Here is a 17987-nt window from a genome sequence, read left to right on the forward strand (position 1 = left end):
GGGGCACTACGGTGAGGCCGTGCCCGTCGAACCCGCTGTCAGCCCGTGGCAGCTGCCGGGCCTGGGGGAGATGGACCCCGACGACGACCTGGTCGCGATCGGCGCCGACCTCGAGCCGGGCACCCTCCTCGCCGCCTACCGGCAGGGGCTGTTCCCGATGCCGATCGGGCGGCCGCACGATCCGCCGTACTGGTTCTGCCCCGTACGACGCGGCGTGCTCGAGCTCGCCGACCTGCGCGTGACGCGGTCGCTGCGCCGGGCCTGCCCCACGTACGAGATCCGTGTCGACACCGCCTGCGCGGAGGTCATCGACGCCTGCGCCGATCCGACCCGGCCGGACGGCTGGATCGACGCCGACATCCGGGCGGCGTACCTCCGGCTGCACGACCTCGGCTGGGTGCACTCGGTCGAGGCGTGGCGTGACGGCCGGCTCGCCGGTGGCCTGTACGGCGTGGCGATCGGTGGTCTGTTCGCGGGGGAGTCGATGTTCCACCGCGAGCGCGACGCGTCGAAGGTGGCCCTGGTCGGGCTGGTCGACCTCCTGCACCAGGCGCCCGGTGACCGGCTCGTAGACGTGCAGTGGCGCACCGACCACCTCGCGACGCTGGGGGTGAGCGAGACGAGCCGGACGGACTATGCGGCCCGGCTGGCCGGCGTACTCGGGGTGCCTCTGCCGCCCGCGTTCGACTCGACCCAACAGGCATGAAGCGGCGCCCATAGGGCAGGGTGTCGGTGACAGCCTGAAGCTTTCGAGGGGAATCGCCATGAAGCACGCACTGCTCGCCGCATCACTCGTCCTGGTCGCCGGCGGTGTCGTTGCGTGCGGTGGTGGTGGCGGTGGTGGCGCGCCCGCGGATGCGTCGAAGGCGGAGTTCTGCGACGGCTACCAGTCGCTGTTCACCGACCTGGCTGCGATGAGCAAGGACGGCGAGGCGCCCGGCGACGAGGAGACGCTCGAGGCGGTCAAGAGCTGGGCCAAGAATCTGGAAGACATCGGCACGCCCGAGGGCATCTCCGACGACGCCCGCGAGGGCTTCGAGCTCACCCTGGACGAGGTCAGCGACCTCGACATCGAGGAGCTGAAGAAGACCAGCCTCGAGGACCTCGGCGCCGACATCTCCGACGACGAGAAGAAGCAGGCCGAGGCGTTCACCACCTACGTCACCGACAGCTGCGGCAACCCGCTCGAGGACCTGATGCCGTCCGACGCGCCCAGCTGACCGTTCTCGTTGGTCGAGTGCCCGCGAGGGACGAGCGGGTGTATCGAGACCCGCCGATCACTCAGCGACCCAACAGCCTGCGCAGCCAACCACCGCCGGCGGCGTCGATCTCGGTCCTGCTGTGCCCGCCCGGACACCAGTCCGCGGCTGGCACGCCGGCCTTGACCTGACCGACGTGCTGGCCGCACCCGGCCCAGGTCGTCTTGCCACACGTCCTGCATCGCACTGCTCGGCACATGGACACATCGTCGCCTCACATCACCGCATCGAACAACCCGATCACGACACCCGCCAGAGCGCAGGCCCCGAGTGTGCGCAGCACCGACCAGCCGCGCCAGAAGATGAGCGCGCAGCCGAGCCCGGTGATCGCCAGCGCGGCCCACTGGACCGAGTCGAGCACAGGCGTCTCGAAGGAGAACGGCCCGGTGGTGATGCGCCGGGTATCGCCGAAGAGAGTGTGGAGCGCGAAGTAGATCGCGAGGTTGGCGATGACACCGACGACGGCTGCGGTGATGCCGGTCAGAGCCGTCGCGAGGGCGCGGTTGCCGCGCAACCGTTCGACGTACGGCGCGCCGAGCAGGATGAACAGGAAGCACGGCACGAACGTGACCCATGTCGTCAGCAGGGCCGCGATGGTGGCCGCGACCCACGGGTTGAGGTCTCCGGGAGCACGGAAGGCGCCGACGAAAGCGACGAACTGGACGACCATGACGAGCGGGCCGGGCGTGGTCTCGGCAAGGGCGAGTCCGCGGACCATCTCGCCGGGGGCGAGCCAGCCGTAGACCTGGACGGCTTGCTGGGCGACGTACGCCAGGACGGCGTACGCCCCTCCGAAGGTGACGACCGCGGCACCGGAGAAGAAGACGCCCTGGTCGACGAAGATGCTGGATCGCCCGAACGCCAGCGCGGCCAGCGCGACCGGCGTCGCCCACAGCACGAGGCCGGTGACGAGGATCATCGCCGATCGTCGACCGGACGGGCGCTCGGCGTGCAGCGCGTCGTCGGGGATGAGGGGCGGCGGACCGTCATCGACTGCTGTCCCCTTCGGGGCGGTGAGGTCGGGGATGGCCCGGCCGAGCAGCCAGCCGATGAAGGCTGCTGCCGCAACGACAACAGGAAAGGGCACTGCGAACAGTGTCAGGGACAGGAAGGCGGCGAGGGCCAGCCCGACGAGCGCTGGATGGCTCAGGCCCTTCCTGCCGACACGGATGACGGCCTGGACGACGATGGCGATGACCGCCGGTGCCAGCCCCAGGAACAGTGCTTCGACCACCGTGGTGTCGCCGTAGGCGACGTACACCCCTGACAGGACGAGAAGCGCGACGACGCCAGGCAGGATGAACAGGATCCCCGCGACGAGCGCGCCTCTGACGCCGTTGAGGAGCCACCCGACGTAGGTCGCCAGCTGTTGCGCCTCGGGGCCGGGCAACAGGGTGCAGTAGGAGAGCGCGAAGAGGAACCGCTGCTGGCCGATCCACCGCTTCTCCTCGACCAGGGTGCGCTGCATGACGGCGATCTGGCCGGCGGGACCGCCGAAGGTCTGCAACGAGATGGCGAACCAGGCCCTGGTGGCCTCGCGCAGTGGGATCACGTCGCGGGTCTGGGCGCTCACGCGGGGGCGTCCTTCCCGAGGATCATGCTGCGCCGGAAGTAGTCGTAGAGCCCGTCGAAGATCGGCCCGGTGAGGGCGAGGACCGTGGGGTCGTCCTGCGTCATCGACAGACCTCGGAGGACCACGTCCAGGCCGGGTGCCTCCGGCGCGTCGTACCGGCCGTCCTCGAGGTCGGCCTCGTGGATGATCGCCGCAATCCGCCACAGCACCGGATCATGCAGGTCGTGGCGGCGCAACAGGGTCTCGAAGGTGCAGTCGTCACCATGATGGCCGTATTCGACCCCGCGCATGTCGAAGGGAGTGGCGCCGGCTGGCACGTCGTCGGGCGCCGAGACGAAGACGAACTCCGCCGCAGGGTCGATGCACCGCCGGATCAGCCAGGCTGATGAGGCCCGGTCGATGTGGATGCCGGCGCGCGTGGCCCACCTCATGACGAGAGCTTCCGCTGCGCTTCGTCGCCTACCGGGCTCTCGCGTACGACGACAGCGAGGGCGGCGAGGGCCGCGACCGCTGCCTCGCGCTCTGCGGGTGGGAAGTAGTCGCGGCGTTGCACCCTGCGCAGCTCCCGCCGGAGTCGTATGAGCGCCCGCTCCGGAGCATCGCCCGCGATCGCCTCAGTCGCGCGCAGCACGAGCCGCTGGTACTCCTCGGCCCGGGCAGCCGCCATGGCACTGGCCATCGTGCGCTCGTCGGCTGCCGACAACGCCTCGGACCGCAACAGCAGGGCAGTGCCTCCGGCCTCGATCACCTGGTCTGCAACCCACTCGAGGTGCTCACAGGTCCTGGCATCCTCGGGCAGCGCGGCCGCGCCGTCGCCGAGCTGCGCCACACCCAGGGCGCGGAGTCGACGCCAGATCGCGATGCGTGGTGCCGACGGGGTGCGGGGCACCTTGTAGATCAGCGAGATCCACCTCACCCGCTCCGCTGATGTAACCACGGTTACAAACCTTGCCGAAGGCGTTAGAAGGAGTCAAGGGAACCGCACTACATTCAGACGGGCGCTACTTCAGCAGCTTCGACATCCGCCGGTCGGCCAGCGGCTTGCCACCGGTCTGGCAGGTGGCGCAGTACTGGAGGCTCGAGTCGGCGAAGCTCACCTCGCGCACGATGTCGCCGCACACCGGGCAGGCCTCGCCGGTGCGTGCGTGCACTGCGAGGTGTGACTTCTTCTCGCCCTTGAGCTCGCTGGCCGCCAGTCCACGGGAGCGGTCGACGGCGTCACCGAGCGTGCCCTCGATCGCGTCGTACAACGTCTGCAGCTCGGCGTCAGTCAGGCTGCTGGCCGGCTTGAACGGCGACATCCGCGCGGCGTGCAGGATCTCGTCGGAGTAGGCGTTGCCGATGCCCGCGATGGTGCCCTGGTGGCGCAGCACGCCCTTGATCTGCTTGCGGCCCTCACGCTGGAGGATCTCGCCGAGCACGTCGATGGTGAACTCGTCGGCCAGCGGGTCGGGCCCGAGCCGGGCGATGCCGGGGATCTCGGACGGGTCGCGGGAGACGTAGATCGCGAGGCTCTTCTTGGTGCCGTACTCGGTGATGTCGAGCCCGGTGTCGTCATCGAGCACGACGCGCGCCGCGAGCGGGCTCTTGCTGTTGGGCTTGGCCGGCAGCTTGGGCACCTCGTCGCGCCAGCGCACCCAGCCCATCCGCGCGAGGTGGAGCACCAGGTGCAGTCCGCTGGCCTCGATGTCGAGGAACTTGCCGCGTCGGGTGACGCCATCGACCATCGTGCCGTGCAGCGCCTGCAGCGGCGGGTCGAACGTCTTGAGCGCGCTGAACGCGGCCAGGTCGATGCGGGTGATGGCGCGGTCGCGGAGCCGGCCGGTCAGGTCCTGGGCCAGCGCCTCTACCTCGGGCAGCTCGGGCACGGCGCCATCCTAGGTCGTGACACGTCACCGTGGCCGAGCCACAATGGATCCATGACCGTGGCCCGGCCGCTGCCGACGACGGGGTCGATCCATCTCGACGCCCGTGGTGACGACCGCGCGCTCCGCGTCTCGTGGCACAACGAGGCCGACCTGGTCGTGCTCAGCCTGTGGCGGGACAACCTCTGCACCGGCTCGTTCAGGCTGGCGGTCGACGAGGTTCCCGATCTGATCGAGATGCTGCGCGCCGGTCTTGACTACGCGTACGACGACGCGCGGGCCAGGCGTCGGGTGAGCCGTGGCGACCGGAACCACGCGACCGGCGCCTGAGGCGGTCAGCCCACCCGCGCCAGAACCCCGGTCTGGGCGAGCAGCGCGAACCGGTCGGGCACTCCCCAGTGCTCCACGATCCGACCGTCGACGACGCGTGCCATGTCGAAGACGGTGATGTCGACGGGCTGACCCGACGGCGGTCCGAAGAACGGGCCGGTGTTCGTGCCGCGTCCCCGGGCGCGCACCCACACGCGGTCACCTTCGACCACGGAGTCCTCGAGGGTGAAGCTCATGTCGGGCACTGCTCCGTGTACGTCGCGGATCGCCGCCTTCACATGGGCGATGGCGTCCGGCCCGCTGCCGACCAGCCCGAACTGGTGCTCCACCAGGTCCGGCGAGCACAGCTCGTCGACGATGTCGTCGTTCCCGGTGGCGAACCCCTCGTCGAACATGCGACGCACGACCTCGAGGGGACTCGTGACTTCCAGCATGGTGAGGCTCCTGTCTCCGCGTGTTGGCGGTTCTATTTATTCTAGTGCCACTAGAGTGAATATGTGCCTGAAGAGAGCAGTTCGTCAAGGGGCCGGCGGCCCTATCGTTCGTCGGTGCGCTCCGCCCGGGCCGCCGAGACCCGGCGCCGGGTCATCGAGGCCGCGACCTCGAGCTTTCTCGAGAAGGGCTACGCAGCAACGACGCTGGGCATGATCGCGGGTGCCGCAGATGTCTCGGTCGACACCGTCTACAAGACCTTGGGTTCCAAGATCGCGCTGCTCAAGGAGGTGCTGGACGTCGTCATCGGCGGTGACGACGACCCGGTGTCGATGCTGGAGCGACCCGGCCCGCAGGCGGTGCGCACCGAGACCGACCAGCGGGTCCAGGTCCGGATGCTGGCTCGCGGCGTCACCGGTCAGCTCGAGCGGATCCGGCCCCTCGACGACATCCTGCGCAGCGCGGCCGCGGTCGATCCGGAGGCCGCGGCGCTGCGCGAGGACATCCAGGTTCGTCAGCGGGGTACGGCGATGCGGGCACACGTCGGCTGGATCGCGGCGAACGGCCCGCTCCGTGACGGGCTGACCGTGACCCGTGCCGGACAGGTGGTGTGGACGCTGACCTCACCCGAAGTGCACCTGATGCTGCGCGACACCAGCGGCTGGTCGCGTCGTGCCTACCAGGCCTGGCTGGAGCAGGGCATCGGCGACGGCATCCTCGTGCCGCGGCGTACGCCGGAAATCTAGGGATTCCGCTAGATCGACCGATACGGTCGCATCGTGGACCCGATCCGTAACCCGTACGCACCCGGCGCCGGCCAGCGCCCGCCCGAGCTGGCCGGTCGCGACGAGCAGCTGCGCGCGTTCGACGTCGTACTCGAGCGGGTGTCGAAGAACCGGCCCGAGCGCAGCCTCGTGCTCACCGGGCTTCGGGGTGTCGGCAAGACCGTGCTGCTCAATGCGCTGCGCTCGGCGGCCGTGCGCAAGGGCTGGGGCACCGGCAAGCTCGAGGCGCGACCCGACCAGGGGTTGCGCCGGCCCCTGTCGAGCGCGCTCCACCAAGCCGTGCGCGAGCTCGGTCACCCGCAGCGAGATGAGGTCGACCAGGTGCTCGGCGTCATCAAGGCCTTCGCGCAGCGCGACGCCGGACCCAACGCGAAGCTGAAGGACCAGTGGAGTCCCGGCATCGACGTGCCGGCAGCGCGTGGCCGGGCCGACTCGGGCGACATCGAGATCGACCTGGTCGAGCTCTTCACCGACCTCGGCGGGCTGGCCGCCGACAAGGGCCTCGGCATCGCCGTCTTCGTCGACGAGATGCAGGACCTCGGCATCGACGACGTCTCGGCCCTGTGCGCGGCCTGCCACGAGATCAGCCAGAGCGGTCTGCCCGTCATCGTCGTCGGGGCAGGGCTGCCGCACCTGCCGGCGGTGCTGTCGGCCAGCAAGTCCTACTCCGAACGGCTCTTCCGCTACCAGCGCATCGACCGGCTGGCTCGCGACGCCGCCGATCTCGCGCTGACGGCGCCGGCCGCCGGTGAGGAGGCTGCCTTCGAGGCCGATGCGCTGGCCGCGATGTACGCCGCGACCGGGGGCTACCCGTACTTCATCCAGGCCTACGGCAAGGCCGTCTGGGACCTGGCCCCCCGTTCACCCATCACCGTCGACGACGTCTCGGTGGCCGCGCCCGAAGCGGAGGCCGAGCTCGCGGTCGGCTTCTTCGGCAGTCGCTACGAACGGGCGACGCCGGGGGAGCGGGAGTACCTCCGCGCCATGGCGTCGGTCGCGTCGAGCCTGGACGAGCCACTCGACGACGCCGACTCCGTGCCGACCGCCGACGTGGCCGGCGTACTCGAGAAGAAGCCGCAGTCGCTCAGCCCCGCCCGCGACAGCCTGCTGAAGAAGGGCCTGATCTACTCCGGCGAGCGCGGCCGGATCGCGTTCACGGTGCCGCACTTCGGGAGGTACCTGCGCGAGCAGGGATAGCGGTCAGGCCACGATGTCGGCGACGGGACAGCCGCGGCCACCTTGACGTCCACGACGCACGATGACACGGTCGCCACGACCTTGGGAGGAAAGCCATGCCCGGTGACGTCACCGTGCGCAACAACCCTGAGCAGTTCCGCTATGAGGCGCTGGTCGACGGCGAGGTGGCCGGGTTCGCGGCGTACACGCTGAACGACGAGCAGATCACTTTCACCCACACCGAGGTGGCCGACGCGTTCGGGGGCCAGGGCGTGGGTGGGGTGCTGGCCCGGCAGGCACTCGACGACGTGCGCGCCGACGGGACCCGCACCGTGAAGCCGGACTGCCCGTTCATCAAGGGCTGGATCGAGCGGCACCCCGACTACGCCCCGCTCGTCGCACCCTGAGCCGATGACCAGCTGGGCCCACCTCACTGCGTTCGCGGAGCGGCTGCCCGGCGCCGTACTCGGGGAGGCGCACGAGGGATCACCCGCCGGGTACGCCGGTCGGCATCAGTTCGCGCGATTGCGCTGGGACGACGACGGCCCTGAGCTCGCGCAGGCGTGGACCGGCGAGATGGACACCGGTGCCGCGCTGGCCGCGCGCCGAGCTGGTGCTCGAGTCGTACCTGATCCGCGGCGGCCCGCGCCGGCTCGGCGGACTGGACCCGGAGACGCTCCTGCCCAGCTAGTCAGAGCGTCGCCAGCTCCTCCGCGGTGAAGGCGCGCAGCACGCAGAACTCATTGCCCTCAGGGTCCGCCATCACCACCCACGACACACTCGAGTCCTGCCCGACGTCGGTCCGGGTGGCGCCCAGCGACTCCACCCGCGCCACCTCGGCATCGCGGTCCTCGGGACGCAGGTCGAGGTGCAGCCGGTTCTTGCCGGCCTTGTCGCCTGGCACGCGCACGAACAGCAGGTCTGGCGTGACGCCGTCCTGCGGGCTCCCGGCGGGTGGCTCGAGGGCGACCTCGTCGGGTGTGTCGTGCGTACGCCGCCAGCCCAGCGCCTCCTGCCAGAAGCCGGCAAGCAGGTCGGGGTCGTGGGAGTCGATGACGAGGCACTGGATGGTGAGGGTCATGGGCCCAGCCTGTTGCGTTCGAATCACACCCGCCAATGGTTTCGAGAGAGGCGCCAGGGCGCCTTCCTCAACCAGCGGGTGGCCGGTCGAGCTCCTCCATCAGCCCACCGAACGCCTCCTCGTCACTGGCGGTGCCGATGTGCGGCGCGGCGAACCACGCGGCGTACTGACTGATCTCGTCGAGCCGCCACTCCAGGTCGAACATCTCGAGCATCCCGCCGTCGGCATCGACCAGGTCGGACCGGCCGGCCGCGACGATGCCGCGCAGGTCGCGTTCGCGCGGCGCCAGCTTGAGCGACTCCCAGTCGACTAGCGCTGCGCGCCCGTCCGGGAGCCGCACCTGGTTGCGGGTGTGCGGCTCGCCGTGCGTCGGCACCCACGGCCGGCTGATGGCCGCGGATGCGAGTTGGTGGTACGACGCGGTCCAGCCCTCGATGGCGTCGATCCGTGCCCGCAATGCGTCGCGAGCAGCCGGCCCGAACTGCCCGGTGTCCCACGACGAGGAGAGCCGGGGAAGCAGGGCGGAGGCAAAGTCCGCGGAGACGAGGGGCGCCCAGACGGGGATGTCACCCGGGGCCGAGGCGTGCAAGCGCGACAACATCGCCGCATCTCCATCTGCATCCACCACATCCCCGTTGCCGACGGCTGGTCCGGGCAGCCACGGCGTCACGCTCAGCGCCCCGTCACCGAACGCCACGGCGTACGGCGGCAGCGGAGCGACCACGAACTCCAGCCCGGCGTCCGCGAGTGCAGCGGCGCCGGCGTACGCCGACCGCAGCGACGACAGCGAGTGCCGCGAGCCGAGCCCGTCGAGGGTGACGAACAGCGCCGGTCCGGCGGCCGTGTCGGCCCGCCAGTGGTGCGCCCCGAACCCGACCGGCAGGTGCGTCACGCGCACCACGGAAGTCAGCCAGTGCGATCGCACCGCAGCCAGGACATCTGCCTCGGCGACCCCGACCGGTGCTTCCTTCACGGTGCGGCCGCGTGCTGCCCGAGAGTCCCCATGCGACGCAGCCTAGCCACGGGCGAGGTGCCGAACCGAGTCGCGCGGGGCGTGGGATGCTGCCGTCATGAGGATCGTCCAGATCGCCCAACGGGCCGACGACCTGACTCGTGCTGCGGAGTTCTACACGATGCTCCTCGGCTGCCCCCCGACGGCGACGTACGACCCGCCCGGGCTGCTGTTCTTCGACCTCGACGGGGTGCGGCTCCTGCTCGAGCAGGCGGCCCCGCCGGCGACCCTCTACCTCGCCGTCGACGACATAGAGGCGGCGGTCAGCCGGCTGCGTGACGCCGGTGTGCAGGTGGTATCCGAGCCGCACGTCATCTTCGGTCACGAGGACGACACCCTCGGTCCGACCGGCACCGACGAGTGGCAGGCGTTCGTCAACGACTCCGAAGGCAACCTCGTCGGGCTCGTGGAGCAGCGAGCCCGCGCGTCATGAGGCCACAGGTCGTCGCGCACCGAGGCGCCAGCCACGAGAACGCCGAGCACACGCTGGGCGCCTATCTCCGTGCGCTCGACGTCGGTGCAGAGGCTCTCGAATGCGACGTCCGGCTCACCGCCGACGGACACCTCATCTGCGTGCATGACCGCGACCTGCGGCGTACGACGTCGACCAGGGGGGTCGTGTCCACCATGCGCCTGGCCGACCTCGACGAGCTCGACTTCGCGTCGTGGAAGAACCCATGGTCGGAGTTCGACGACGAGGCTCCCGACCAGGACGTCGCGCTCGGCAAGGTGCTGACCCTGCGCAAGCTGCTGGAGACCGTGACCGACTACGACCGCCGCATCGAGCTGGCGATCGAGACGAAACACCCGGTGCGGTACGGCGGCCTGGTCGAACGCCGACTCGTCGAGATGCTGCGTGACTTCGGCTGGGACCGGGCCGGGTCGCCGGCGCGGGTGATGAGCTTCTCCTACCGTGCTCTCCAGCGCACCCGGAAGCTCGCGCCGGGCATCGACGTCGTGATGCTCATCGACAAGAGCCATCACTGGCCCGCCCTCAAGCCGATGGTCGGTGACGACTGGATCCTCGGGCCCGGCATCGAGGCGCTGCGGGAGTCGCCGTCGTTCGCCCGCAAGATGGCCAGGAACCGGCGCGACCTCCACGTCTGGACCGTCAACACCGAGGACGACCTGCAGGTCTGCCTCGACCACGGTGTGAAGGCCGTGATCAGCGACCGCCCGGCGTACATGCTGGAGCTGTTGGACCGATAGGTTCGCCGCATGGCGAAGAAGTCACGCACCACGTCCCAGCCCACCGCCCCCGGCGAAGTCGGCCCGCGCCAGCCCTGCCCGTGCGGCTCCGGCAAGCGCTACAAGGCATGTCACGGCTCGGCCGACGGCGCGTCGGCGGCTTACATCAGCCGGCCGTTCGAGGGCATGCCGAGCGAGTGCGACGTGATCGCGCTGCGCGAGCTGGTGCCCGCCGCAACCGCGCCGCTGACCCTCAAGGACAGCGACCGCGTCGTCCGTCTCGCCAGCCTGCTGCCGATGGCCGCGCCCGCGATGGTGCGCGCGTCGGGAGACGTGTGGCTGGGGTTGCAGGTGCAGCACCAGTACGGCGACCCGGCACGCGACCTGGCCGCCGTACTCGAAAGGGCGCTGGCCACCGAGGAGCCCGGCATCGTCGGCCTCACGAGCGCGCCCGGCGAGGGCCCGCGGCTGCAGGACCTGATCAGCAACGACACGCTCGATGTGACCGTGCACGACGGCTTCGGCTACTGGATCGACGACGTGGAGGACCCCGACACCTCCATGCAGGCCGCCCTCGACCAGGCCAATGGCGCCGCGTCGCCGACTGCTCGGCTGACCAGTGTCGACGCGGCGTACTGGACCGACGTCGGCACGAAGGAGCACCTGCGCTGGATCATGCCGGAGCCCGAGGATGCCCTGCTCGACGCGCTCTCGCGACTGCACGCCGCCGGCGAGGACTCGCTGGTCGCCGACTCGCGGCTGGTCGGCATGTTCCGGGCACACGGCCTGCTGACCCCGGTCTGGGACCTCCCGCTCGGCACCGGGGCCGAGGCGCTGGAGAAGCCGACCGCGGCGTTCGCCACGGCGCTGGCCGACGCGCTCGCCGACACCTCCGAGCTGACTCCGGCGCAGCGTTCCGCACGTGCGGGACTCGCCAACCGGCAGGTCACCCTCCGCTGAGTCGAGTCGTCCGCCGGACGCCGGGCCCCAACCCGGCGTGGGGCGGACGACCCTGTCCGGATGCTGGCAAAATCTCTTCTGATTCTGCGGGGCGGTGGTTGTGCCCACCGCACGTGCCGCGTAGGTTTTGGTGAAGGCCCGGTCGTTGTTGTTTCCCCCGTCAACAACGGCCGGGTTCTTTCATGCCCGGAGGTCCTCAGGCGCGGCGAACCCGCCAGGGCTGGAGCCGTGAGTAGCCCTTCACAGAGGCCCGGCGCATCCGCTTGAAGCGGTACGACGCGGACTCGGCGTCGTTGGTCTCCGGGTCCTCCTCCTGGCCGGCCAGCGCGGCGTAGACCCCGCGGTCGACCACGACCGTGCCGGGGCGGGCCACCGAGGTGAGCCGGGAGGCGATGTTGACCGTCGGTCCGAAGACGTCACCGAGCCGGCTGACCACCCCGCCATGGGCGATGCCGGCGCGCACGTCCGGGAAGGCGTCGTCCTCGTCGGCACCGCGCGCGGTCAGGGTGAGGGCGATCTCGACGGCGTCGAGCGGGTCGTCCGCGACGTACAGGATCTCGTCGCCGATCGTCTTGATGACCCGGCCGCCGAGGTCGACGACGGTGCCGGTGGCCTCCTGCTCGAAGTGCTCGATCCAGGAGACCAGCTCGCGCTCGTCGAGGCTCTTGCTGTGCGTGGTGTAGCCGACGATGTCGACGAAGCCAACCGCCATCGTGACCTCGGTGTCACCGCCGGTGTCGACCAGCCGGTTGGCGGCGCTGGCGAGGTGGCGGCGCCAGATGTAGGACTGCAGCGCCTCGACGCGGGGGAGCACCCCGGTGGCCAGCTCGGCCATCCGCACCTCTGGGTCCTCGCCCTCGACGGCGATCCCGGTCAGCAGGTCGGTCTGCCACTCCGCGAGCCGCGCGAAGCTGCGTCCCCAGGTGCGCACCAGCGCCGCCTGCGACTCCTCGTCGATGACGCCCATCTGCATCAGCTCGTCGGTCATCCGCAGCGCGGCCACGTCGCTCTCGGTGAACGCCGGCTCGTCGTCGGCGGCATGCGGGAAGCCCAGCAGCCGCCACAGCTGCATGGCGACATCGAGGTCGACGCCGGCCTTCTCGGCGACCTCGACGCGGGTCAGGTGCGGTGCCTCCCCGAGCAGGAACGCCTCAACCTCGCCCAGCGCAGCCGCCAGATCGCTGGTGGGGTGGTCGGCCAAGTCAGCCGCCGTCGGTGCTCGTGGCCCCGAGGCGGGCATCCGCCGCCTCACGCAGCTTGGCGCCGAACGCGGGGATCTCGTCGACCAGCTCGCGCACGGTCTCGCTGGTGAAGTGGATCAGCTCGAGCGGCGTCAGCGCGACGATCGACGCGGTGCGCAGAGAGTGGTTGATGATGCCGGCCTCGCCCATGATCTCGCCAGGGCCGAGTACGGCGATCTCCTGGCCGCCGCGGCGTACTGACGCCTCACCGCTCACCAGGATGTAGGCCTTGTCGGCGCCGGTCTTCTCCCAGATGGGGGACCAGCCCGCGGGCACCTTCACGGCGCGGCCGGCCGCCTTGATGCGCGCGACTTCCTTGTCGGTGAAGCCGTCGAAGATGGAGTCAGCCATGTGGGTTCCCTTTCGAAGGATTCCCTCCCAGCCGCATCGTAATGCGTGGATGCGGCTCAGGACGTGGGCAGCGGCGCGCGCGAGATGGGGCAGCTCATGCAGCGCGGCCCGCCACGACCCGACCCGAGTTCGGAGCCGGCGATCCGGACGACCTCGATGCCGGACTCCTCGAGGCGGTCGTTGGTCTCGTCGTTGCGCTCGTAGGCCACCGCCACCCGCGGCGCGAGGGCGAGGGTGTTGTTGCCGTCGTCCCACTGCTCGCGCTCGGCGGTGACCGGGTCGAGGCCGGTGTCGATCTGGTGGAGGGTGTCGATCTCCATCGCCTTCGCGGCGGCCACGAGGAACGGCTCGGCGTCGCCCACGACGAGCACTCCGGGCTCGGACTGGGTCACGGTGTAGGCGCGCAGCGCGTCGGCGACGTTGGGATACATCACGATCTTGTCGGTGTCGACCATCGTGCAGACGGTGTCGAGGTGCATGGTCGCGCGCTCCTGCGCGATCGGCACGGCCAGCACGGTGTGTGCGAGCTCCGCCTCGAAGACCTGGCGGGCGAGGCGCTCGACGCCGGCTGGCGTCGTACGTTCGCCGACGCCGACGGCGATGACGCCCGGTCCCAGGAGGAGTACGTCGCCACCCTCGACGTTCTCGTGGTGCCAGCCGTGGATCGAAGGGGTGCCGGCGAAGCGCGGGTGCTCGGTGTAGATCAGCTCGGTCAGCTGGGTCTCGCGCTTGCGGGCCGGCATGGCCAGGCTGGTGATCGCGACGCGGTCGCCGATCCAGACGCTGGAGTCGCGGGTGAACAGCAGGTTGGGCAGCGGGTCGATGAGGAAGTCGTCGTCGGCCAGCAGGCTGGTGACCAGGCCGTGGCCGCCGCGGACCTCGTCGTTGCGGACGCCGGCGGTGAGGAACAGCGCGAGCTCGTCGGGCGAGAGCTCGTGCAGGAAGCCGAGCAGGTACTGCGCCATCGTGTCGCCGAGGTGAAGGGTGTTCGTGACGCCCTCGATCGCCAGCTCGCGCGCGTGCTCGCCCCCGAGGGTCTCGATCAGCAGGTCCGTCAGGTAGAGCACCTCGACGTTGCGGCTGCGCAGGGCGTCGGCGAACGCGTCGTGCTCGTCCTGGGCGCGGCTCACCCACGGGATGCCGTCGAAGAGGAGCTTGTCGTTGTTGCGGGGCGTCAGCCGTTTCAGCTCCGGTCCGGGGCGGTGGAGCATGACCGTCTGGAGGACACCGACCTCACTGTCGGCGCCGTGCGGGTGCCGGGGCTGATCAACCATGGCGCGACTCTAGTGGCGCGCTCGGGTGGCGGCGAGCCCGGACTCCCTCGGCACCCGAATCGGTAGCGGGATGGCCGAGCCACCCCGCCTCGCGCGTGCCCGAGAAGTGGCCCTGAGCCGGGGCGGTCGAGGGCCACAACTGGGACACCTGCGTGGATCCGATCACGCCGCGCGCTGCTCACGACGACGAGAATCCGCCAGCCGTCGTCGTCGATCGCCTCGCGCCGGTCCAGATCGGACTCCCACGCCGCTGCGCGCCCGACGTGGTGGCGGCCGTCGCACTCCACGATCACCCGGGCGGCGCGGTAGGAGAGGTCGTACTCCTCAACGGTTCCCCGTCGGCCGACCTGATGACGAGATTGACCTCCGGCTCCGGCAGTCCGGCGAGCAGGAGGAGCATGCGCAGCCTGGTCTCCATCGGGGAGTCGACGTTGGCGCGCGGCGTCCATCCACAGAGGTCAGCCCCGCCACTCCTCGGCGAGCACGGCGTACTCGAACGAGTCTGTCCACTCGCCCTTGGACCAGAAGTCGCGGAGCTTGTGCGACTCCCGGCGCATCCCGAGCCGCTCGCACAGTCGCGCCGACGCGTCGTTGCGGGCGTCGAGCTGGGCGTTGACCCGGTGCATGCCGTAGTGGCCGAACAGCAGGTCGATCGCCGCCCGCGCGGCCTCGGTGGCGATGCCCCGGCCGAACACGTCGGGGTGCAGCGCCCAGCCGATCTCTGCCTGGGAGTACGACGGCCCCTGGAACATCAGGACCACGTCACCGACCATCCGACCGTCGAGGTCGATCGCGAGCGACAACTTGGTCGACACGGCGGGCGTGCGGGCCCGGAAGGCCGCGTAGCCCGGGGTCCACGCGTCCATCAGGGTGTAGTAGGCCACGTCGGGGTTGCCGTAGTAGGACAGCAGCACCTCAGTGTCCTCAGCCGTGGTCTCCCGCAGGACCAGCCGCTCGGTGCGGATCGGCAGCTCTGGCGGCTTCGGCAGCAGGTGGTCACGGCGTACGTCGTGGATCCAGACCTCGGGTGAGAGCGGACCACCGAACCGCAGCCGGTCGTAGTCGGTCATCGGCAGCTCGATCTGCTCCAGTCGCTCGACCGCCTCTCCGAGGGACCCGCGGGCCACGTGGTCGCCGGGGTGCTGCTCGAGGACTGCGATGGCGGCCCTGATCTGCTCGATGTGCTGGGTCTTCTGCTGCATGCGCACGGGTTGTACGTCGCGCAGGCAGACGTATTGGCCGCTCAGGTAGTCGCCCCACTCGCTCTCGGCGGTCGCCTGCTCCTCGGCGGTCCAGTGGCCGACGAACCAGTCGTGCAGCCGCTCGACACCTCCGGCCCACGAGATCGGGTCGCGCACGTCGGCGGGCACCATCGGTGTGCCGTCGGAGAGGTAGTAGGACGGCAGCGGCAGCGAGCCGGCCTCGATCAGCGCCAGCACCTCGTCGTTGGCGGGCACGAAGTGCTCGCGGACGTAGTGGTCGTCGTTCGGGAACATCGGGTGGTCGCCGTTGACCTCGAGGTAACGACGTCGCACTGCCTCACTCATCGGATCCCCTTGATCGCGCTTCGCGTCGCCGCTATTGCATCGGCCAGCACGTCGCTGACCGGCCGCCCCAGCGCCTCGGCGGCGCGCACGACGTCGTCGTACTCGGGCTGGGCGTTGACGAGCTCGCCGTGGTGCCGGGCCAGCTTGACCGCGATCGTGCGGCCGCCGACCTCGACGGCGATCATCTCGCGGTCGAGGGCATGCTTGCCGAGCGGGATCTCGCGTACGCCGATGGTGCTGGTGTTGCGGAAGATCGCGGCGCGCACCGGCTCGGCCAGGTCGCCCCGCACCAGCACGCTGAGGGTGTGCGCCGGACGACCCTTCTTCATGAGAATCGGTGTCAACCAGGCGTCGGAAGCGCCAGCGGTCATCAGTGCAGCGATGATCTGCGGCCATAGCCGCGGGTCGAGGTCATCGATGTTGGTCTCGATGAGCAGCGGGGTCACCGGCTGCTCCGCAGTCTCGCCGACGAAGAGCCGCAGCACGTTGGCGTGGCCCGCCGGGTCGCGTCCGCCCGCGCCGACGCCGATCTCCGTGGTCGTCATCGCGGGCTGCGCGCCCCAGGCTGTTGCGATGGTGGTGAGCAGGGCAGCGCCGGTCGGGGTGCACAGCTCGGTGGCGGGCGCGCCTTCGGGCCCGGCGTACGACGGCACGCCCCGCAGCAGCTCGGCGACTGCCGGAGGTGGCACCGGCAAGGTGCCGTGCGCGCCGCGGACGCTGCCCGAGCCCACGGCGACGGGGGAGACGGTGACCTCGTGAGCATCCAGCCACACGAACCCCGCGCTCACCCCCACCACGTCGGCGATCGCGTCCAACGCGCCGACCTCGTGGAAGGAGACGTCCATTGGGTCGCTGCCGTGGGCGGTGGCCTCGGCGACGGCGAGGCGTTCGAAGACGGCCAGCGCGAGGCGGCGTACGTCGTCGTCGAGCGAGGCGGCGGAGAGCAGGGTGCGGATGTCGCGCCAGCTGCGGTGGTGCTCGGAGTCGGCGATCTCGACATGGCAGCGGGTGGCGGCGAAGCCGTTGCGCTGCACCTTCTCGACGCGCAGGGTGACCGGCTCGGGGGCGACCGCGTCGACGGCCTGCTGGATGGTCTCGACGGGCACGCCAGCGCCCACCAGCGCACCCAGTAGCATGTCGCCGCTGGCGCCCGAGGACGCGTCGATCCAGATCGTCATGCGTGCGCCCTCCGGGCGACCCGGGCGGCGAAGACGCCCGCGCCGTACCCGTTGTCGATGTTGACGACCGTGACACCCGGTGCGCAGGAGTTGAGCATCGCGAGCAGGGCGGCCACGCCACCGAAGCTGGCGCCGTAGCCGACGCTCGTCGGCACCGCCACGAGCGGCACACCGGTGAGCCCGCCGACGACCGATGGCAGCGCACCCTCCATGCCGGCCACCACGACCAGGCAGTCGGCGCGCTCGAGGTCGTCGCGCACCGCCAGCAAGCGGTGCAGCCCGGAGACGCCCACGTCGGTGATGATCTCGACGCCTGCGCCGTGCACCTGGGCGGTGAGCGCGGCCTCGCGGGCGACCGGCCCGTCAGAGGTGCCGGCCGCGACGATCATGACCAGGCCGCGGGGCTCCGGCAGCACACCGAGTACGGCGCAGCGCGCCTCCGCGTCAACGGTCGCGCCGAGGTCGGCGCAGGCCGCCTGGGCCTCGGATGAGAGCCGGGTGGCCAGGATCGCGCGGTCGGGGTGGCGCTCGGTCAGGGTGCCGAGGATCGCGGTGATCTGCTGGGGGGTCTTGCCGGCGCCGTACACGACCTCGGCGTCGCCCGTGCGCTCGGCTCGGTCGAGATCGACGCGGGCGAACCCCAGGTCGGCGGTGCGGGGGTCGGGCTCGGTCACGCACAGAACCTACTCGGCAGAAGGCGTTGTCGATGTCGGTGGTCGGGTGTTGTCTTGGCGG

The 17987-nt window shown here is 70.6% G+C and carries 22 protein-coding genes; 9 read left to right on the plus strand and 13 right to left on the minus strand.

Annotated elements, in window-relative coordinates:
* Nucleotides 1–19 precede the first annotated feature (19 nt).
* Nucleotides 20–706, plus strand: coding sequence for a leucyl/phenylalanyl-tRNA--protein transferase (gene aat / locus H4Q84_RS14360; RefSeq protein ID WP_248579775.1), 687 nt, complete (start codon nt 20–22; stop codon nt 704–706).
* A 58-nt stretch (nt 707–764) separates the two neighbouring features.
* Nucleotides 765–1220 (plus strand): hypothetical protein, encoded by a 456-nt coding sequence (locus H4Q84_RS14365; RefSeq protein ID WP_248579776.1) that lies wholly within the window; start codon nt 765–767, stop codon nt 1218–1220.
* Nucleotides 1221–1473: 253 nt separating this feature from the next.
* Here H4Q84_RS14365 and chrA read toward each other — a convergent pair whose 3' ends face one another.
* The 4 genes from chrA to H4Q84_RS14385 all read right to left on the minus strand — a co-directional run bounded on the left by chrA (nt 1474) and on the right by H4Q84_RS14385 (nt 4700).
* A complete protein-coding gene (chrA, locus tag H4Q84_RS14370; RefSeq protein WP_248579777.1) occupies nt 1474–2832 on the minus strand; it encodes a chromate efflux transporter in 1359 nt (452 codons plus the stop codon).
* Nucleotides 2829–3263, minus strand: coding sequence for a chromate resistance protein ChrB domain-containing protein (locus H4Q84_RS14375; protein ID WP_248579778.1), 435 nt, complete (start codon nt 3261–3263; stop codon nt 2829–2831). The genes chrA and H4Q84_RS14375 overlap by 4 nt, the downstream gene beginning before the upstream one ends.
* Complete coding sequence (locus H4Q84_RS14380; protein ID WP_248579779.1) at nt 3260–3769, minus strand: Chromate resistance protein ChrB; 510 nt, start codon at nt 3767–3769, stop codon at nt 3260–3262. The genes H4Q84_RS14375 and H4Q84_RS14380 overlap by 4 nt, the downstream gene beginning before the upstream one ends.
* Nucleotides 3770–3833: 64 nt before the next feature.
* Entirely contained in the window at nt 3834–4700 is an 867-nt protein-coding gene (locus H4Q84_RS14385; RefSeq protein WP_248579780.1) for a DNA-formamidopyrimidine glycosylase family protein, read from the minus strand.
* Nucleotides 4701–4751: 51 nt separating this feature from the next.
* Here H4Q84_RS14385 and H4Q84_RS14390 point away from each other — a divergent pair, with 51 nt between their 5' ends.
* On the plus strand, nt 4752–5027 hold the full coding sequence (locus H4Q84_RS14390; RefSeq protein ID WP_248579781.1) for a hypothetical protein: 276 nt from the start codon (nt 4752–4754) through the stop codon (nt 5025–5027).
* Between the two features lie 5 nt (nt 5028–5032).
* On the opposite strand, the gene H4Q84_RS14395 is transcribed toward H4Q84_RS14390, so the two are convergent.
* Nucleotides 5033–5461 (minus strand): ester cyclase, encoded by a 429-nt coding sequence (locus H4Q84_RS14395; protein ID WP_248579782.1) that lies wholly within the window; start codon nt 5459–5461, stop codon nt 5033–5035.
* Between the two features lie 114 nt (nt 5462–5575).
* On the opposite strand from H4Q84_RS14395, the gene H4Q84_RS14400 reads away from it, so the two are divergent.
* The 3 genes from H4Q84_RS14400 to H4Q84_RS14410 all read left to right on the plus strand — a co-directional run bounded on the left by H4Q84_RS14400 (nt 5576) and on the right by H4Q84_RS14410 (nt 7827).
* On the plus strand, nt 5576–6205 hold the full coding sequence (locus H4Q84_RS14400) for a TetR/AcrR family transcriptional regulator (RefSeq protein ID WP_248579783.1): 630 nt from the start codon (nt 5576–5578) through the stop codon (nt 6203–6205).
* Nucleotides 6206–6238: 33 nt separating this feature from the next.
* Nucleotides 6239–7441, plus strand: a complete 1203-nt coding sequence (locus tag H4Q84_RS14405; protein ID WP_248579784.1) for an ATP-binding protein — start codon at nt 6239–6241, stop codon at nt 7439–7441.
* A 95-nt stretch (nt 7442–7536) separates the two neighbouring features.
* On the plus strand, nt 7537–7827 hold the full coding sequence (locus tag H4Q84_RS14410; RefSeq protein ID WP_248579785.1) for a GNAT family N-acetyltransferase: 291 nt from the start codon (nt 7537–7539) through the stop codon (nt 7825–7827).
* A 284-nt stretch (nt 7828–8111) separates the two neighbouring features.
* On the opposite strand, the gene H4Q84_RS14415 is transcribed toward H4Q84_RS14410, so the two are convergent.
* Both H4Q84_RS14415 and H4Q84_RS14420 read right to left on the minus strand, forming a co-directional pair.
* Entirely contained in the window at nt 8112–8501 is a 390-nt protein-coding gene (locus H4Q84_RS14415) for a VOC family protein (protein ID WP_248579786.1), read from the minus strand.
* 67 nt (nt 8502–8568) lie between these two features.
* Complete coding sequence (locus H4Q84_RS14420; RefSeq protein WP_248579787.1) at nt 8569–9474, minus strand: aminoglycoside phosphotransferase family protein; 906 nt, start codon at nt 9472–9474, stop codon at nt 8569–8571.
* 97 nt (nt 9475–9571) lie between these two features.
* On the opposite strand from H4Q84_RS14420, the gene H4Q84_RS14425 reads away from it, so the two are divergent.
* From H4Q84_RS14425 to H4Q84_RS14435, 3 genes are read left to right on the plus strand one after another with little or no spacing between them, the layout of a single operon-like run.
* Nucleotides 9572–9946 (plus strand): VOC family protein, encoded by a 375-nt coding sequence (locus H4Q84_RS14425; protein ID WP_248579788.1) that lies wholly within the window; start codon nt 9572–9574, stop codon nt 9944–9946.
* Nucleotides 9943–10722: a glycerophosphodiester phosphodiesterase family protein gene (locus tag H4Q84_RS14430; RefSeq protein WP_248579789.1), complete on the plus strand. Its 780-nt coding sequence runs from the start codon at nt 9943–9945 to the stop codon at nt 10720–10722. Before H4Q84_RS14425 ends, H4Q84_RS14430 begins: the two co-directional genes overlap by 4 nt.
* Before the next feature lie 9 nt (nt 10723–10731).
* The gene (locus H4Q84_RS14435) at nt 10732–11661 is read left to right on the plus strand and encodes a DUF5926 family protein (protein ID WP_248579790.1); all 930 of its coding nucleotides are present in this window, start codon (nt 10732–10734) and stop codon (nt 11659–11661) included.
* Between the two features lie 196 nt (nt 11662–11857).
* On the opposite strand, the gene H4Q84_RS14440 is transcribed toward H4Q84_RS14435, so the two are convergent.
* From H4Q84_RS14440 to larB, 6 genes are all read right to left on the minus strand, one after another.
* Complete coding sequence (locus H4Q84_RS14440) at nt 11858–12862, minus strand: adenylate/guanylate cyclase domain-containing protein (RefSeq protein WP_248579791.1); 1005 nt, start codon at nt 12860–12862, stop codon at nt 11858–11860.
* 1 nt (nt 12863) lies between these two features.
* Nucleotides 12864–13253 carry a cyclic nucleotide-binding domain-containing protein gene (locus H4Q84_RS14445; protein ID WP_248579792.1) on the minus strand — a complete coding sequence of 130 codons (390 nt, stop codon included), beginning with the start codon at nt 13251–13253 and terminating at the stop codon, nt 12864–12866.
* 56 nt (nt 13254–13309) lie between these two features.
* Complete coding sequence (locus tag H4Q84_RS14450) at nt 13310–14527, minus strand: arginine deiminase (RefSeq protein WP_248579793.1); 1218 nt, start codon at nt 14525–14527, stop codon at nt 13310–13312.
* 458 nt (nt 14528–14985) lie between these two features.
* Complete coding sequence (locus H4Q84_RS14455) at nt 14986–16074, minus strand: GNAT family N-acetyltransferase (protein ID WP_248579794.1); 1089 nt, start codon at nt 16072–16074, stop codon at nt 14986–14988.
* Nucleotides 16071–17252 carry a nickel pincer cofactor biosynthesis protein LarC gene (gene larC, locus H4Q84_RS14460; protein WP_248579795.1) on the minus strand — a complete coding sequence of 394 codons (1182 nt, stop codon included), beginning with the start codon at nt 17250–17252 and terminating at the stop codon, nt 16071–16073. The genes H4Q84_RS14455 and larC overlap by 4 nt, the downstream gene beginning before the upstream one ends.
* Nucleotides 17249–17926, minus strand: a complete 678-nt coding sequence (gene larB / locus H4Q84_RS14465) for a nickel pincer cofactor biosynthesis protein LarB (protein ID WP_248579796.1) — start codon at nt 17924–17926, stop codon at nt 17249–17251. The genes larC and larB overlap by 4 nt, the downstream gene beginning before the upstream one ends.
* Nucleotides 17927–17987 lie beyond the last annotated feature (61 nt).

The organism is Nocardioides sp. InS609-2 (genome assembly GCF_023208195.1).
Taxonomy (GTDB): domain Bacteria; phylum Actinomycetota; class Actinomycetes; order Propionibacteriales; family Nocardioidaceae; genus Nocardioides.